We start from the raw sequence: 17,044 nt of genomic DNA, 5'->3' as shown, positions 1-17,044 counted from the left end.
GTTTCGCCGTCGCCACCGGACCGTCGTGCGGACGAAAGCCCTTCCCCTCTTGCGCACGACCGGCCTGATCGGGTACGCCGGATAGCAGGAGGTGTTCGATGCCGTCCGCACACCGGTCCCCGACGCGGACAGAAGAGGTCATCGTGCCGTCGGAGTACACCCGGCTGGCCGGGGTGCTGGCTGTCCCGCCGGAGCGCACCGCGCTGATCGTCTTCGCGCACGGCAGCGGCAGCGGCAGGCGCAGTCCGCGGAACCGGTTCGTCGCCGAGGTCCTCAATCGGGCGGGTTTCGCGACGATGCTGGTGGACCTGCTCACCGTCGAGGAAGAGGGCGACCGGGCCCGCGTATTCGACATCCAGTTGCTCGCTCATCGCCTGGTCGAGGTGACCCACTGGCTGCGGACGCGGCCGGAGCTCGGCGGCCTGCCCACCGGATATTTCGGGGCGAGTACCGGCGCAGGCGCGGCACTGTGGGCGGCGACCGAACCGGGCACCGAGATCGCGGCCGTCGTCTCCCGTGGCGGTCGTCCGGATCTGGCCGGTTCGCGGCTGGGCGCGGTCCGCGCACCGACCCTGCTCATCGTGGGCGGCAACGACAGATGGGTGCTGGAGATGAATCGGGAGGCCCAGCTACGGATGCCGTGTCCGAGTGAGCTGGACATCGTTCCCGGCGCGACCCACCTGTTCGAGGAACCCGGTGCGCTCGAGCAAGTCGCCGACTCGGCGGTGCAATGGTTCCACCGCCATCTCACCGTCGTGCGGCACTGAACACCACAGGGAGGTCGTCGCTTCCGGGCGCCACGCGAGTGCCGAAACCGCGGCTGATGTCCTCGAGTTTCGCGCACAGCCAGCGTGATTCGGCGCGCGGGGCCCATTCCAGGTGCATGTGCCGCACCTGCAGCGGAATGAGCCGGATCTCGGCCGACCCGCGATCGACCGATACGAGATACAGCGGATGCAGATCGGTGTGGTACCGCTCGTGGCCGCGAATGCCTTCGTAGTCGTCGATGACGTCGCCGCACCCGTACAGGATCGGTTTACCGCGGTAGATCTCGATCGGACGCGGATGATGCGCGGAGTGCCCGTGCACCACGTCGACTCCGGCGTCGATCAAGCGATGTGCGAACTGTGTTTCGGTGCGCGTGACTTCGTAGCCCCAGTTCGGCCCCCAATGCACGGAAACGATGCCGATGTCGTTGTCGCGCTTGTGCGCCGCCACCTCGGCGGCGACCTCGTCGGCCGCCGAGGCTCCCGGCGAGTAGCCCACTCGCCACACCCCCGGCCGGTCGCGCCGTGCCGACCAGGATTCCGGAACACCGCTGGAGCCGGCGGCCACCGACACGATCACCACGCGGCGCCCGTCGGCGAGTTCCACCGTGGCGGGGGCACGGGCGCCCGCCAGGTCGGCGCCGGCGCCCGCGCGGCCGATATGTGCGGCGTCGAGCGCGTCGATGGTGTCGGTCATCCCGGGAATTCCGAAGTCGAGCACGTGATTGTTGGCCAGCGCGCAGATCACCGGTGCGATCGCGGTCAACGCGGGGACATTCTCCGGGTGCATCCGGTAATGGATGCCTTTCGCGGGGGCGAACGCGCCGTCGGCGGTGATCGACGTCTCCAGGTTGAGCAACCGCACTTCGGGGTCGAGCTGAGCGAGCAACGGCAGTACATCTCCCCACAATTGCCGGTATCCGACCGGATGCGGGAACTCGCCGTGCGCGCGCTCGGCCAGCTCGACGTAGGTCCGGGCGTCGTTGACGTACCGTTCGCGCAGCCTCGGATCACCGGGATGCGGCAGAACCTGGTCCACACCTCGGCCCAGCATGACGTCGCCGCCGAGCAGCACCGTCGCCATGACACCATTGTCGATCATCGCCGTCTCGATGTGAACGTGCCGCCGGGCGCGTGCTATGGCCGAGCATCAAGAGGGGACCGGTGGGCGCCGACATCTCGAAGAGGGCCGCTGCGGCGGGCTGCCTCGTCGAAGGCGAGCGGGTGCGCCGCCTGAGTCATCTGCCGGCCATCGAGAGCAGCTGTTGCGGGTCGTCGGCGTAGACGGTGGCGATGACGTTGGCTCGCGCGGCGAGATCACGGGCGAGATCGCGGATCTCCTCCGACGCGGTCGGGTCGGCGTCGACGCCGGCCAGCAGATCACGGGTATGGATCGCCGTCGCCTGCGCGCAGCGTCGCAAGCGGGCCTTCGCGAGGGTGTCGAGTGCGGCGGGACTGCGGTAGCGCTGAATGTGCTCGCCGCGATCGGTGACCTGGTTGACGATCGATTCGGTCGCCGCGTCGGTGAGCCAGCGTTCCGCGTCGGCCGTGATCTCGAAGACCAGATCGTGGTCTCGGATGTCGGCGGGACTGGCGGAGGTGGTCAGCAGGGCCATGCTCGCCCGCCCGATCGCGAGGAAGCCGCTCATGGCGTGGGCGAGCAGGATATGCGGGTTTGCTGCCGGCAACTGGTGTAGCCGTTGCCCCACGACGGTGACCCAGCAGGCGAGATGTTCGGCTCCGGTGTCGATCGACGTCGCTGTCGGCATAGCGCGACCATACGCCGTTACCCAGGTGAGACATACGAAGAAACGCTGAAAGTTCGCCAGATGTCGCCGATTGGGCGGAGGTCGGCGTCTTCCGTCACCCGGCCCCGCTTCGTCGCGCCGCCGCGGCAGTGCTGGAATCGACGCCGCCATCGTCCCTTTCGTGCCGCCATCGGACAACGATCCCTGGTGATTCGGACGCACGTCAGGTCTGTGCCGGAGTGCGTCCATCAGGGTGGGAGGCACTCGGTCGTCGGGTTAACTGTGATTGTGCCCGCGCTCGTCTTCGGGGAGGTCCGGACGCTGTGCCGAACTTCGCTTCCGCACGTGCATCCGAAGACGAATTCGATTGTGCCGACAGTCCGGCCGGGCCTGCGACCGGATCGACGGCCGTGCCCTCGTCGCGGACCTTCTCGCCGCGTCCGGAGCGACTCGGCGCTCGGCTAGGCGGCCCCGCGATGTCGCGTGCGAGCACCGGGCCCCGGTTGTCGCCGTGCGGAAGCCAGGTGCTAGCTATGGGCCGCTCCGGCGCTCGGAGCGGGAGCGGGGAGAGAAGCGCCGTCGCTTCGTCGGCCTACCAGCGCACTTCCCGCTACATGGGACTCATCCTATGTTTTTAAAGAGGATAGTAGTACTCTAAACTACCTACCTGCAGTTTCACTATGTGAGATTCGGATTTCGCGCCGCCGATGTCCGAATCTATCCAGCGAGGGAGTGTCGCGTGCTGGAAATCGATCACTTCAGCCACGGATGGCTCACGCCCATCGTCGCCTATGTCATGTCGTTCACCGGATCATTGCTAGGACTCCGGTGCGTGGCCAGATCGCGCTCCGGGTCCGCGCGCGACGGCTGGCTGATCGCCGCGGCGGTCGCTATCGGCGGCACCGGCATCTGGGTCATGCATTTCATCGCGATGCTCGGCTTCGCCATCGACGGGGCGACGATCCGGTACGACGTACCGGTCACCCTGATCAGCGCGCTGATCGCCATCGTGGTGGTGTGGATCGGATTGCGCATCGCCCACCAGCGAGCGCTGGGGCCGGTGGGGCTGTTGGCCGGCGGCGGGGTGACCGGTCTGGGCGTGGGCGCGATGCACTACGCGGGCATGTACGCCATGAAATCCGACGCGATGATCGGCTACGACGGGCGCATCGTCGCGTTGTCCATGGTGATCGCCGTGGTGGCCGCGACCGCCGCGTTGTGGTTCACGCTGCACGTCCGCGGCACGTTCGTCACCGTGGGCGCGGCGCTGGTCATGGGCGTCGCAGTGTCCGGCATGCACTACACGGGCATGTTCGCGATGCACGTGCACGAAGCCGAGCACATGCACGCACCCTCCGGTGCGGGCGCGACGCAGCTGCTCACCCCGCTGATCGTGAGCATCAGCCTGGTGACCGTGCTGCTCCTGCTGCACCTGGGTGTCACAGAGGTCGACGACGAGAACACCTATGTCCCGAAAGGCCGGCACGCTGCGAGTTACTGGCCGACTCGGGAGTGAGCCGACGTCGCGGCACCGTGCCGTCCGGGTTCGGGGCGGCCGGATGACGTGGTAGTCGTGGCAAGGCGCGGTGGAGTTTTCGCTGCCGCCTGCCGGGTACGCGCGCCAAGAGCCGGTTCGTGCGGTGACCGGCCGCTCCCGTCGAACCAGGAGGTGGCGATGCGCATCGGGTACAAACTGGCGGCCGAGGCATTCGGTCCTGACGAACTCGTCCGGCAAGCGATTCGGGCGGAAGAGGCCGGGTTCGACTTCGTCGAGATCAGCGATCACTTCCATCCCTGGCTGGACAACCAGGGGCATTCGCCGTTCGCCTGGACCGTGCTCGGAACCATCGCGGCGAAGACCGAGCGGATCGAGCTGGCGACCGGAGTGACCTGCCCCATCCTGCGGTATCACCCCGCGATCATCGCGCAGGCGGCGGCCACTCTCGCGATCTTGTCCGGCAACCGCTTCACCCTCGGTATCGGTTCGGGGGAGCGGCTCAACGAGCATGTCGTCGGCCGGGAATTCCCGCCCGTGCGCATCCGGCATCGCATGCTGCGTGAGGCCATCGAGATCATCCGCTTGCTCTGGAGCGGCGGCTATCGCTGCTACGACGGGGAATTCCTGAGCCTTTCCGACGCTCGCGTCTTCGATCTGCCGGAGACGCTCCCGCGCATCATCGTCGCCAGCGGCGGACCGGAGGCCGCCCGCATCGCCGCGGAGTGCGGGGACGGGCTGTTCGCCACCGAGCCGGAATCCGGCATCGTCGAGCGCTATCGCGCGGCCGGCGGCACGGGCCCTCGATACGCGGAAGTCGGCATGGCTTGGGCGCCCGACGAGGAAACGGCGGCGAAGGCGGCGCTGGATACCACCCGCTGGGCGGTAACGGGCTGGAAGGTCATGAGCGAGTTGCCGAACCCGGTCAATTTCGCCGCGGCGACCACCACCGTCCGGCTCGAGGACATCCTCGACAACTTCGCCTGCGGCCCGGATCCCGCCCGCTATCTCGACGCCGCCGAGCAGTACGCCGATGCGGGATTCGACCATCTGGTGATGCAGAACGCGGGCCCCGACCCGGACGGCTTCCTGGACTTCTACCGCCGGGAACTCGACGGGCCGCTGCGTGCCCTGACGCCGAGCGCCTGAGCGCGAAGCGGGACGCTCAGTTCGCGGCGAGCAGCTTGCCGAGCAGTCGGGTGAGTTGCTCGCGCTCCTCCGGCTCGAGGACGGCGAAGGTCCGGCTCAGGTAGTCGGGAACCGTCTTCTCGGCGCCCGCCAGCGCCTGCTCCCCGGTCTCGGTGATCGTCACGGCGTAGGCCCGCCGGTCGGCGGGATCGCGTTCCCGCCGAACATAGCCCGCTGCCTCGAGGTCGTCGGCGATGCCGACCATCACGCTGCGGTCGATGCGCAGTGCCTCGCTGAGCACTCGCTGCGATCGCGGGCCCACCTCGGCCAGCATTTTCAGCACCAAGTGCTGGCCGACTCCCAGGCCCTGCTGCTGCGCGTGCGTCTCGGCCGCGCGGGCGACGAGGGACGACACGCGGCAGAGGGCGATGTCCGGCCGCTCCGCGGCGAGCCTCCGCAGGTACTCCGCCTGCGTGTGATCGGTCCTGCTCGGCATTGCCGCAGCATAGCAAATCATCTGTACTAAGATCATTTGACAGCAGATGATTCTGAACGTACCTTCTCAGATAATCTGTACACAGACTATTTTCGAGAAGATGGATTTGGCGTCATGTCGTTGAACCTGTCCGCGGACGAAGTGCTGTCCACCACGCGCGCTGTGCGCAAACGTCTCGACTTCACCAGGCCCGTGCCGCGCGGGCTGATCGAGGAATGCGTCGATCTGGCCACCCAGGCGCCGACCGGACGCAACCGTCAACGGTGGCACTTCCTCGTCGTCACCGACGGTGCTCAGCGCGCGGTGGTGGCCGACATCTTCCGCCGCGCCGTGCATGTCGCGGGTGGGCAGCCGCTGACGCCCGCCGACGTGCGACGAATGTCCGCTCATCCGGCATCCATGCGACGGATCGGTGCGGGTTTCCAGCACCTGTACGACAACATCCATCGCGTACCGGCCTTCGTGATTCCCGCCGTCGAAGGCCGCACCGACCGCGCCGGTGTCCTGGAACAGTCCATGACCTGGGGCTCGATTCTGCCCGCGGTCTGGAGTTTCATGCTCGCCGCCCGTGCCCGCGGGCTCGGCACGGTCTGGACCACCGCGCACGCGCCGCTGGAGCGCGAACTCGCCGACGCGCTCGGCGTGCCTTACGAGAAGGTCATGCTCGCGGCGTTCCTCCCGCTCGCGTTCACCATCGGCACCGACTTCCGTCCGGCGAAACGCGTTGCCCGTGAAGAGGTTCTGCACTGGAACACATGGTGACCACGGTCAGGCCCGTCGAGCGGTCGTGTCGCGGATCGTGCCGAACAGGCGCAGGCAGCGTTGGGTCATGTCCTCGGGCGTGTGGTCGGGATGGTCGCTCCACCAGGAGATGGTGGTGGACACGATGCTGAACCACAGCGCGAGCAGCAGCGAGTGGTCGCTGGGGTCGGTGATGTCCGCATCGGCCAGAATCTCCGAGACTCCAGCCGATCCCATGCCGTTCAAGGCTTCCTGATAGTGCCGTGCCAGCGTGAAAGCCGCACTCGGGCGCGGCAGGGTGGGGTCGTAGACGATCTTCCAGTTCTGTGTGCGCCCGTTCAGCGCATGGAAGATCCCGGCCAGGGTCGCAAGGGCCCGGTCGTGCGCACCATGTGCGGACTGCGCTGCCGCCACCGCGTCCACCAGCCCCTTCCCGGCGCGGTGCAGGCACGCCGCGTGCAGTCCGTCGCGGGAGCCGAAGTAGGCGTACACGAGCGGTTTGGAAACTCCTGCGGCCGAGGCGACCTCGGCGACCGACGCCTTGGCGTAGCCGCGTTCGCCGAACTCGGTGGTGGCGATGTCGAGAATCTGCTCCTCCCGCCGCTCGCGCGGCACGCCCTTGGTGCCCGGCCTGCTCACCGGGCCTCCTGGATCGGCGAATGGGCGACCCGATCGATCAGCACGCCGGGATTGAGGATGCCCGCGGGATCGAGTGCCGATTTGGCCGCGCGCAGCGCCGCGGCGAAAGGCTCGGGTCGCTGGCGGTCGTACCAGGGGCGGTGGTCGCGGCCGACGGCGTGATGGTGCGTGATGGTCGCGCCGTTGCGGTGCAGCGCTTCCGATACGGCGGTCTTGATCTCGTCCCATTGCTCGACGGTCCGTCCCCACCGGCCTGCGGCGTAGATGCCGAAGTACGGCGCGGGTCCGTCCGGGTAGACATGGGTGAACCGGCAGGTCGACACCCCGGTGACGCCGGCGGATCGGAACGCGTCCGTGGTCGCTTGCTGCACCGCCGCGCGCAGGGACTCGAAACGGTCCCAGGTGCAAGCTGTTTCGAAGGTTTCCACGATCATGGACTGGGCGGCGAGCGCGTCGCGCTGGTAGGGCATGCGCAGAAACGCCGAGCGCCAGGTGTCGGCCGCGCCCGCGCGCGCCGAGTCCTCCGCCGAATCGGTGGCGCGGACGCCGTCCGGGATCGTGCCGCCGTGTTCGCGGCAGATCTGCGCCGCTCGGCGCATCGGCTCGTCGACGGGATGGTCGGCGGACTCGAATCCGAGGACCAGCACCCCGCCGGCCGCGCTGGTGCCCGCGTTGATGAACGCCTCCACCGGATCCAGCAGCCTGCAGTTCGCCGGATACAACGCGGATTGGGCGATGGCGCGCGTAGCGGCCACGGCCGCCGCGTAGTCGCCGAAGACCACCGACGCCCCGGACCGCCAGCGCGGACGATCCTGCAGGCGCATCCACGCCTCGGTGATGATGCCCAGGATGCCCTCCGAGCCGAGGAACATCCGATCGGGAGAGGGACCCGCACCCGAGGCGGGCAGCCTGCGGGATTCGCTGATCCCGGCCGGCGTGACCACCCGCATCGATTCGACCATGTCGTCGATGTGGGTGTAGACGGTCGCGTAGTGCCCGCCCGCCCGGGTGGCCAGCCAGCCGCCGAGCGTGGAGAACTCGAACGACTGCGGAAAGTGCCGCAGCGTCAAGCCGTCCGGTCGCAATGCCGCCTCCAGCGCCGGGCCGAGTATGCCCGCTTGGATCCGCGCCGCGCGGCTGGTGCGGTCGAGTTCGACGATCCGATTCAGGCGGCTGGTGTCCAGCGACACCGACCCGGCGTAGGCGTCGGCGTCGCGGAGTTCGACCCCGCCCACCACCGAGGTCCCGCCGCCGAACGGGACCACCGCGACACCCGCGCTCGCGCACCAGTCCAGGATGTCGAGGACGTCTTGCTCGGTCCGCGGCCGCAGCACCTGATCGGGTACGTGGTCGACGCGGCCGAGCAGATTGCGCACCACGTCGCGGAATGCCTGCCCGTGGCCGTGCGCGACCCGATCGCCGAGGTCCTCGGAGGCCAAGGCGCCCAGCGCATCCGGCACCCGGACGCGCGGCGCGGGCACGCTCAACGCCGTCAGGTCGGGCGCCTCGTGCACGGTCGGCTCGGCTTGTGGGAGCAGGGCCGCCACGCGTTTCGTCAGGGCCTCCCGCTCGGCGCCGGTCACCGCGTCCTCCTGGTTGCCCCAGCCCCACCACGATCTCGTCGCCATCGCCTCGCTCCATTCGACTGAATTGACTCGATGGTAAATTACCGGACGATCAATTGGCGGCGAACGCTCGATGGCGGTGTGGCGGTGTGGCCGGTACTCGCCGCGGCTATCGGACGAGGGCGTTGTTGCGCGTGACGATCAACGGGTCGGTCGGTGTGAAGGGCAGGTCGGGAAGTTCGTCGAGGGCGACGCCGAAAGTCGCGGCGAGCACTTTCCGGGAGTAGGCGCTCATCGAGGCGCGGTAGCCGATGTCCGCGGGTGTGGGCTGGTCGAAGAAGATCAGCAAGTGGATCTCGGGGGAGTCGACGACCTCGATGTGGTGCGGGTAGGCGCGCGGGACGAAGTACACCTCGCCCTCGCGCACGATGTAGGTGTCCAGAGTGCCGTCCGGATCCATGATCGTCATCCGCGCCGAGCCGCGATGGACGTAGCCCATTTCGGCGGTCACGGGGTGCCAGTGCGGTTCGCGCATGCCGTCCTCGCGAACCCGCAGCGAGTACATCGAGATGTCGCGTAGAGCGGGCCAGAACTGGGCGCGCGCGGTGCGCGCGGAGCCGACCGGCGAGTCCACCGGGGCGGGCATCGCCTCGATCGCGAAGTGGTGCGGGTCGCCGTAGTGGGCGGTCCGCGGGATGTCGGGCTCGCCCTCGCGTCGCACGACGAGCTTGGCGGTGGTGTCGCGCCGGATCTTCGCGAACACCTCCGCGGGCAGGTCGTAGGTGTTGCCGAGCACCGAATCGGTCATCGCCCCCAGGCTCGCGCTGAATCCGAAGTCCTCCGGTCGTTCGTGGCGGAAGGCGAGGATGAACTCGGCCTCGGTGTCGCCGACGTTCTCCACGTGATGCAGCGCGCCGGAGTCGATGTGGAACATCTCGCCCGCCTGCACCAGGAACGAGGAGAATCTGCTGCCGTCGTCCAGGACCGAGACCAGTGCCCGCCCCGCGGTGCAATAGGTGAGTTCGGTGGCGTTGGCGTGCCAGTGCGGTTCGCGTATCGCGTCCGGCGCGAGCGTCAGGCGTTTGATCGAGAGCCCGTTGAGGATCGGGAAACTGTCGGCGGTGAGCCGGGTGAGCGAGCCGAGTTCGCTGCGGTGGATCTCCTCGCCCCTGCGCAGGGAGGCGACATGGATCGATGGTGTCTGCACGGTTGCTCCTCGCTCGCAATCGAAGGATCGGTGTTGCGCGATCGGGCCGACCTCGGCGCACGGCAGCCCTGGAGAACATGCCATAGCAACACGTGCAGTGTAGTGATTTCTCTCACAATCAACGGTGCTGACGGGCGGTGCCCAAATGAATGTTCTTCACATCACACCATGTCATAGCCCAATGCGGGCGCGGGTAATCCTGGGACCTTTCCCAACCTCGACGCGCCGATCCGATCGGTATTCGACTAAGGTCCGATCTGCACGCTCGGGTCATGGTTCACGCATTTGAAGCACCGCTTCTGGCTCCATAGCCAGAGCGGACGATGATCGACCAGAGAGTGAACTCGCCGCCGCATGACCCCGACACGCCGTTCCGCACGTCGCACCCAGCAATCACGAGCACGCAATCTGCTGTTCCCGCAACTGCTCACGGCCGCGGTCGACACGGCGTTCGACTCGACGGCTGTCCGGTACAATCACACCGGCGATCCCGCGGATCAGCGTGAGCTCAGCTACCGGGAATTGGACGAAACGTCCTCGCGATGGGCTCGCTACCTGATCGGGTTCGGCGTGGGGCCGGGAGACTTCGTCGCGGTGGCCGTGCCTCGCTCGATCGAGTCGGTGCTCGCGGTGTGGGCGGTCGCGAAGACCGGCGCCACCTATGTTCCCGTCGATCCCGCCTATCCGGCGGATCGAATCGCGCACATGATCGCCGATTGCGGCGCCGTCGTCGGCCTCACCACCGCCGCACATCGCGCGGCACTCGCCGCGCCCGGCATGACGTGGGTCGAACTCGATTCCGAAGCGCACCGGAGGAACGCCGACGCGCAGCCCGGCCATTCGGTCTGCTATCTGGACCGGCTTCGTCCTCTCACCGAGCAGCACCTCGCCTACCTGATCTACACCTCCGGCTCGACGGGCAAGCCGAAAGGCGTCGCGGTCACCCACGCCGGTCTCGCGGGCTTGGTCGAGCACGAGATCGCCGCCAGGGCGGTGACCGGGGCATCGCGCGTCTCACATCTGTGCACGCCGAGTTTCGACTTCTCGGTGATCGAGATGCTGCTGGCGTTCTCGGCGGGCGCGGCGCTGGTCGTGGCGCCGCCCACGGTGTTCGGCGGCGTCGAACTGGCCGATCTACTGCGGCGGGAGCGGGTCACCCATCTGTGCATCACCCCGGGAGCGCTGGAGTCGATCGATCCGGCCGGGCTCGACGACCTCCGGGCCATCCTGTGCGGTGGGGAGCGCGTGGGCCCCGAGCTGGCCGCCCGGTGGGCGACCGGCGGCCGGTCCTTCTATATCGTCTACGGCCCCACCGAGACCACCATCTTCGCCACCGGCACCGAGGCGCTGTGTGCGGGCGGGGCCACTCATATCGGCACTCCGGTGCCGGGGCTGGGCGTCCATGTGCTGGATGGGCGGCTACGGATGGTGCCCACCGGCGTAATCGGCGAGCTGTATCTGTCCGGACCGGCGCTGGCGCAGGGCTACCTCGGACGCCCCGGACTGACCGCCGACAGATTCGCCGCGAACCCGTTCGCGGGGGTGCCGGGCACCCGCATGTATCGCACCGGCGACCTGGTGCGGCGGACCCAGGAAGGACTTCTCGAACACCACGGACGCGTCGATTTCCAGGTCAAGATCCGGGGGCTGCGGATCGAACTCGGCGAGATCGACAACGCGCTCACCGCCCACCCCGACGTCGACTATGCCGTGACGCTCGGCACCACTCTGCCGTCCGGCGCCGCCGTGCTGGTCTCCTACGTGCTGCCCCGAGCGGAATCCGTCCCGCACGGCGGCCGGGTGGCGCTGCACACCGCCGAGCTGACCGAATTCCTGGCGGGAACCCTCCCTGCCTACATGATTCCGGCCGCGATCACGGTGCTCGACGAACTGCCGCTGACGCCCGTCGGCAAGCTGGATCGCGCCGCACTGCCCGAACCGGTGCTCACCACCCGGCAGTTCCGTGCGCCGGCCACGCCGACCGAGCAGGTGGTCGCCGACGTCTTCGCCGCGCTACTGCTCCCGCCGGGTGACCGCGGCACCGCCCGGGTCGGCGCGAACGACGACTTCTTCGAACTGGGCGGCAATTCGCTGATCGCGACGCAGGCCGCGGCGCGGCTGGGCACCGCGCTTGGCGTCCGGGTTCCGGTCGCGCTGCTGTTCGAGGCGTCGGTGGTGGCGAAACTCGCCGAACGCCTGAACGAACTGGCTCGGGTCACCCATGCGGCACCGCGACCGATGGCGCGCCCGGATCGGGTGCCGCTGTCGTACGCACAGCGACGGATGTGGTTCCTCAATCGGTTCGACCCGGCCGGCGCGAGCAACAACATTCCACTCGCGGTGCGGTTGAGCGGACAGCTGGACGTGGACGCGCTGCGGGCGGCGATCCGGGATCTGGTCGAGCGGCACGAGGTGCTGCGGACCAGCTATCCGGAGCACGACGGGACGGGCAGCCAGCGGGTGCACGCCCTGTCGGAGCCGGGCGCGGTGCCCGAGCTGCCGGTGCTCGACGTCACCGAGGCCGAAATCCTCGAGCGGACGGTGGCGGCGGTGGTCGAGGGCTTCGATGTCACGGTCGCGCCGCCGCTGCGGTTGCGTCTGCTGCGGTCGAGCGAAACCGAGCACGTGCTGGTGGGCGTGGTCCATCACATCGCCGCCGACGGTTCCTCGATGGGCCCGTTGACCGCCGACCTGATGAGCGCCTACTCGGCCAGGGCCGCCGGCCGCGCTCCCGCTTGGCAGCCGCTGCCCGTGCAGTATGCGGATTACACGCTGTGGCAGCGTGAAATGCTCGGCGACGAGAGCGATCCGAACTCGATACTCGCCCGTCAGATCGGTTTCTGGCGAGAGCGGCTCGCGGATCTGCCGGAAAGACTGGACCTACCCGCCGACCGGCCGCGCCCGACGGTGTTCTCCGGTCGCGGCGCGACCCACGAATTCAAGATCGACGCGACGGTGCACGCCGCGCTGAACCAGCTGGCGCAACGCCACGACGCGACGCTGTTCATGGTCGCGCACGCCGCGTACACGGTGCTGCTGGCCCGGCTGTCGAACACCCGCGACATCACCGTGGGCGCACCGGTGGCCGGTCGCGGAGAGGCCACGGTGGACGGCCTGATCGGCATGTTCGTCAACACTTTGGCGCTGCGTACCGAGATCGACCCCGGCCACAGCTTCGCCGAGCTGCTGGAACAGGTGCGCAGCCGGGACATCGAGGCGTTCGGGCAGGCCGACGTGCCGTTCGAACGTCTGGTGGAGGTACTGGACCCGGTGCGGTCGAGCGCGCATCACCCGCTGTTCCAGACCATGCTGACCTTCCAGAACTTCGCGCCGACGGCGCTGGAACTGCCCGGGCTGCGCGTTTCCGCGGTAGATTTCGCGCTGCCGCTGGCGAAATTCGACCTCGAGCTGACCATGGTGCCGCACGAGGACGAGCGGACGCCGCTGGGCATCTCGGCGGCGTTCACCTATTCCGCCGACCTGTTCGACGAGGCCACGGTGGCGGCCTTCGCCCGGCGGCTGTGCGTGATCCTCGCGGCCGTCGCCGATTCGGCGGATCGGGCGATCGGGGACATCGATGTGCTCGATTCCGCCGAGCGCACCGCGATCCTCGCCGGGTGGAACGACACCCGGCACCCGGTCGCCGCGGGTCCGGTGCTCGACGGATACCGGCGTGCGGTGGCCCGGCACCCGGACCAGGTCGCGATCGTCCACGCGGATACGCAGTTGACCTACCGCGAGTTCGACGAACGGGTCAACCGGCTCGCCCGGGTGCTCATCGATCACGGCGTCGGCCCGGAAACCCTCGTGGCACTGTCGGTTCGCCGGTCACCGGAACTCGTGGTGGGCATGTACGCGATCCTCACCGCAGGCGGCGCGTACGTGCCGATCGATCCCGATCACCCCGCCGAGCGGATCACGCATGTGCTCGAGCTCGCCCAACCGGTCTGCGTGCTCACCACCTCCGCCGACGCCATCCCGATGCCCGATGATGTGGCCGTGCTGTATCTGGACGCTCTCGGCGCGGATCAGCGCTCGGGCACCGCGATTCGTGCCGAGGAACTGCCGCGGGCGGTGCGGCCGCAGCACCCGGCCTATGTGATCTTCACATCCGGTTCGACCGGACGCCCGAAAGGCGTGGCGGTCTCGCACGCCGCGATCGACAACCAGATCGAGTGGATGCTCACCCAGTACCCCATGGGCCCGCACGACGTGTATCTGCAGAAGACCGCGGCGACCTTCGACGTCTCCTTGTGGGGCTACCTGATGCCGCTGCGTGCGGGCGCGAAACTCGTCCTCGCCGACCACGACGGGCACCGTGACGCGGCCTACCTCGCCGCGGCCATCGCCGCGCACGGTGTCACGGTCACCGATTTCGTGCCCTCCATGTTGACCGAGTTCGCCGCGCATGCGACGAGGGAAAGCCTTGCGACACTGCGGGATCTGCTGGTGATCGGGGAAGCTCTGCCGCCGGGGACCGTGCGCGCGGTTCGCGCGGTCACCGGCGCGCAGGTGCACAACCTGTACGGCCCCACCGAGGCGGCGGTTTCGGTGACCTATCGGCCCGCAGGAACCGGCGACGGTGTGACGGTGCCGATCGGGCAGCCGCAGTGGAACACCCAGGTGTACGTCCTGGATTCGCGCCTGCGGCCGGTTCCGGCGGGGGTGCCGGGTGAGCTGTACCTGGCCGGAGAGCAGCTCGCCCGCGGATACGTGCGGCAGGCGGCGCTGACGGCCGGTCGTTTCGTCGCCAACCCGTTCGACTCCGGTACCAGGATGTACCGCACCGGCGACCTGGCGGTCTGGCGTGCGCCTCGCGCGGACGAGCCGCAGCGCCTGGAATACCTCGGGCGCACCGACTTCCAGGTGAAATTCCGCGGCCAGCGCATCGAACTCGGGGAGATCGAGACGGCGCTGCTGGCGCAGCCGTCGGTGAGCCAAGCGGTCGCGGCAGTGGTGCCCTCGTCGTCGGGTGACCGGCTGGCGGCCTATGTGGTTGCGCGCCCGGGTCGGGTCATCGATCGCGGCGAACTGATGGCCGGGATGTCGGCGGTCCTGCCCGCGTACATGATCCCGTCCGCGCTGGTGGAGCTCGCAGCGCTGCCGCTGAACGCGAGCGGGAAGCTCGATCGCAAGGCGCTGCCAGAGCCTGCCGTCGAGACCACGGTGTTCCGCGCGGCGCGCAATCCCGCCGAACAGGCCGTCGCGCAGGTGTTCGCCGAGCTGCTCGGCGTCGAGCGAGCGGGCATCGACGACGACTTCTTCGCGCTCGGCGGCAATTCGCTGCTCGCGACCAGGGCCGTCGCGCGGGTGAACGAGGTGCTCGGATCGCGGGTCACCGTGCGGGATCTGTTCGAGGCGCCCGCGGTGTGCGCGCTCGCCACGAAGGCGGTCGCCGGAGGGGCGGGCATCGTTCGCGCGCCCTTGGCGCCATCGCGACGGCCGGATCGCATTCCGCTGTCGCTGGCCCAGCAGCGGATGTGGTTGCTCAACCGCCTCGAGCCGGACTCTCCCGCCTACAACATGCCCTTCGCCGTCCGGCTGACCGGCGCTCTCGACCTACCCGCGCTGCGCGACGCGATCGCCGACGTGATCGATCGGCACGAGGTGCTGCGCACCCGCTACCCGGTCGACGCCGACGGGCAGCCGTACCAAGAGATCCTTCCCACCCGCGCAGTCCTTCCCGATGGCATCCCGATCGAGCACGGCGTCACCGATGTCGCGGCCGTGGTGGACGCGCTGATGTCCGCGGGCTTCGACGTGACCGCGGACCCGCCCGTCCGGCTGCGGCTGTTCACCTCGGGCGCCGATCATCTGCTCGTCATCGTGACCCACCACATCGCGGCGGACGGATCGTCGCTCGCGCCACTGGCCCGCGACCTGATGACCGCCTACGCGGCCCGGCTCGGCGGCGGCACGCCGGACCGGCCGCCCCTGCCGGTGCAGTACGCCGATTACGCGATCTGGCAGCACGCCATGATCGGATTCGATGACGACGAGAATTCCGTTGCCTGGCAACAACTTTCGTATTGGCGCCGCCAGCTGGCCGGGCTCACCGGCCCGCTGGAACTGCCCGCAGACCGCCCGCGGCCCTCGGCTGCCACCACCCGCGGCGCGTCGACGGGCTGCACGATTCCGGCGCGGGTCCACCAACAGCTGACCCGGATCGCGCGCGAGCACAACGCGACGCTGTTCATGGTGGTGCACGCGGCACTCGCCACGCTCACCGGGCGTCTGTGCGGCGCCACGGATGTCGTCATCGGCACCCCGGTGGCCGGGCGCGGCGAACGTGCGCTGGACGATCTGGTCGGCATGTTCGTCAACACGTTGGCGCTGCGCGTCGACGTCGACCCCGCCGTGACGTTCCACGAGCTCGTCGAACAGTCCCGGGAAGTCGCGCTCTCGGCCTTCGCCAACGCCGATGTGCCGTTCGAGCGAGTGGTCGAGGAGGCCGACCCCGCACGCACCGGAGCGCGCACCTCGCTGTTCCCGGTGATGCTGTCGCTGCAGAACATCGAGCAGGCCACCCTGGAGTTGCCGGACCTGACGGTCACCGCCGTCGACAACGGCGAGATCACGGCCAAGTTCGATCTGCACGTGGTCGTCGAGCCACGGGCGTGCGGCGACGGCCGGACGGAATTGGCGGTGACCTTCACCTACGCCACCGACCTTTTCGACGAATCGACCGTCCGCGCCTTCGCTCGCCGGTTCGAGCGCATCGTGTCCGCGGTCGCCGATACTCCCTCGGCGCGGGTCTGGGACATCGACATCCTCGACGAGAACGAACACCGCCGGGCGGTCTCGCGATCAGGCGAGGCGCGGGCCGGGACCGCGCCGACCCTGCCCGAGCTGATCGGGGAGCAGGCTCGGCGCAGGCCCGAGGCGGAGGCCGTCCGGTTCGGCGCCGCCACGCTGAGCTTCGGCGCGTTGCACCGGCGCGCGAATCGCATCGCCCGCGCGCTGATCGCGGCCGGAGCCGGTCCGGAAACCGTTGTCGCCGTGGCGGTGTCGCGTACCGAAGACCTTCCGGCCGCATTGCTCGGTGTGCTGGCGGCCGGCGCCGCCTACCTGCCCATCGACCTCGGTTATCCGGCGCAGCGGCTGGCGTTCGTGCTCGCCGACGCGGCACCGGTGTGCGTGCTGACCACCGCCGCCGAGCGGTCGGCCATCCCGGCGGATCCCGCACTGCCCGCCGTCCTGCTGGAGCAGGCGGTGGAGTTCTCCGACGATCCGATCACCGACGCCGACCGGGTGGCAT

10 protein-coding genes and 1 pseudogene are annotated in these 17,044 nt (G+C 68.9%); 5 read left to right on the top strand and 6 right to left on the bottom strand.

The window, feature by feature from the left end:
- Nucleotides 1–95 precede the first annotated feature (95 nt).
- A pseudogene (locus tag ON21_RS25500) lies at nt 96–767 on the top strand (dienelactone hydrolase family protein); the annotation flags it as partial.
- Here the strand turns inward: ON21_RS25500 and ON21_RS25495 are convergent.
- Entirely contained in the window at nt 748–1,869 is a 1,122-nt protein-coding gene (locus tag ON21_RS25495; protein ID WP_039801715.1) for a CapA family protein, read from the bottom strand. The pseudogene ON21_RS25500 and the gene ON21_RS25495 sit on opposite strands and share 20 nt — an antisense overlap.
- A gap of 136 nt (nt 1,870–2,005) precedes the next feature.
- Nucleotides 2,006–2,536, bottom strand: coding sequence for a hypothetical protein (locus ON21_RS25490; protein ID WP_039801713.1), 531 nt, complete (start codon nt 2,534–2,536; stop codon nt 2,006–2,008).
- Nucleotides 2,537–3,254: 718 nt separating this feature from the next.
- On the opposite strand from ON21_RS25490, the gene ON21_RS25485 reads away from it, so the two are divergent.
- Together ON21_RS25485 and ON21_RS25480 are read left to right on the top strand one after the other, a co-directional pair.
- A complete protein-coding gene (locus ON21_RS25485; RefSeq protein ID WP_039801711.1) occupies nt 3,255–4,031 on the top strand; it encodes an MHYT domain-containing protein in 777 nt (258 codons plus the stop codon).
- A gap of 159 nt (nt 4,032–4,190) precedes the next feature.
- Nucleotides 4,191–5,159 (top strand): TIGR03557 family F420-dependent LLM class oxidoreductase, encoded by a 969-nt coding sequence (locus tag ON21_RS25480; RefSeq protein WP_039801709.1) that lies wholly within the window; start codon nt 4,191–4,193, stop codon nt 5,157–5,159.
- A gap of 16 nt (nt 5,160–5,175) precedes the next feature.
- Here the strand turns inward: ON21_RS25480 and ON21_RS25475 are convergent, their stop codons facing one another.
- On the bottom strand, nt 5,176–5,634 hold the full coding sequence (locus ON21_RS25475; RefSeq protein WP_039801707.1) for a MarR family winged helix-turn-helix transcriptional regulator: 459 nt from the start codon (nt 5,632–5,634) through the stop codon (nt 5,176–5,178).
- A 114-nt stretch (nt 5,635–5,748) separates the two neighbouring features.
- Here ON21_RS25475 and ON21_RS25470 point away from each other — a divergent pair, with 114 nt between their 5' ends.
- Nucleotides 5,749–6,396: a nitroreductase family protein gene (locus ON21_RS25470; RefSeq protein WP_039801705.1), complete on the top strand. Its 648-nt coding sequence runs from the start codon at nt 5,749–5,751 to the stop codon at nt 6,394–6,396.
- Between the two features lie 6 nt (nt 6,397–6,402).
- Here ON21_RS25470 and ON21_RS25465 read toward each other — a convergent pair whose 3' ends face one another.
- From ON21_RS25465 to ON21_RS25455, 3 genes are all read right to left on the bottom strand, one after another.
- Nucleotides 6,403–7,014: a TetR/AcrR family transcriptional regulator gene (locus tag ON21_RS25465; RefSeq protein ID WP_051021332.1), complete on the bottom strand. Its 612-nt coding sequence runs from the start codon at nt 7,012–7,014 to the stop codon at nt 6,403–6,405.
- The gene (locus ON21_RS25460) at nt 7,011–8,642 is read right to left on the bottom strand and encodes an FAD-binding oxidoreductase (RefSeq protein WP_039801703.1); all 1,632 of its coding nucleotides are present in this window, start codon (nt 8,640–8,642) and stop codon (nt 7,011–7,013) included. The genes ON21_RS25465 and ON21_RS25460 overlap by 4 nt, the downstream gene beginning before the upstream one ends.
- Before the next feature lie 106 nt (nt 8,643–8,748).
- The gene (locus ON21_RS25455) at nt 8,749–9,786 is read right to left on the bottom strand and encodes a cupin domain-containing protein (protein ID WP_039801701.1); all 1,038 of its coding nucleotides are present in this window, start codon (nt 9,784–9,786) and stop codon (nt 8,749–8,751) included.
- A 354-nt stretch (nt 9,787–10,140) separates the two neighbouring features.
- On the opposite strand from ON21_RS25455, the gene ON21_RS25450 reads away from it, so the two are divergent.
- A partial coding sequence (locus ON21_RS25450; RefSeq protein WP_039801699.1) for a non-ribosomal peptide synthetase occupies nt 10,141–17,044 on the top strand: 6,904 nt, incomplete at its 3' end.

The organism is Nocardia araoensis NBRC 100135, from assembly GCF_000308435.1.
In the GTDB taxonomy this organism is placed as follows: Bacteria; Actinomycetota; Actinomycetes; order Mycobacteriales; family Mycobacteriaceae; genus Nocardia; species Nocardia araoensis.
This window is presented reverse-complemented; position numbering and strand designations above follow the sequence as displayed.

Coding starts and splice junctions, on each gene's coding strand:
- ON21_RS25460 (WP_039801703.1), bottom strand. CDS start 8,642: ATGGCGACGAGATCGTGGTGGGGCTGGGGCAACCAGGAGGACGCGGTG.
- ON21_RS25480 (WP_039801709.1), top strand. CDS start 4,191: ATGCGCATCGGGTACAAACTGGCGGCCGAGGCATTCGGTCCTGACGAA.
- ON21_RS25475 (WP_039801707.1), bottom strand. CDS start 5,634: ATGCCGAGCAGGACCGATCACACGCAGGCGGAGTACCTGCGGAGGCTC.
- ON21_RS25470 (WP_039801705.1), top strand. CDS start 5,749: ATGTCGTTGAACCTGTCCGCGGACGAAGTGCTGTCCACCACGCGCGCT.
- ON21_RS25495 (WP_039801715.1), bottom strand. CDS start 1,869: ATGATCGACAATGGTGTCATGGCGACGGTGCTGCTCGGCGGCGACGTC.
- ON21_RS25490 (WP_039801713.1), bottom strand. CDS start 2,536: ATGCCGACAGCGACGTCGATCGACACCGGAGCCGAACATCTCGCCTGC.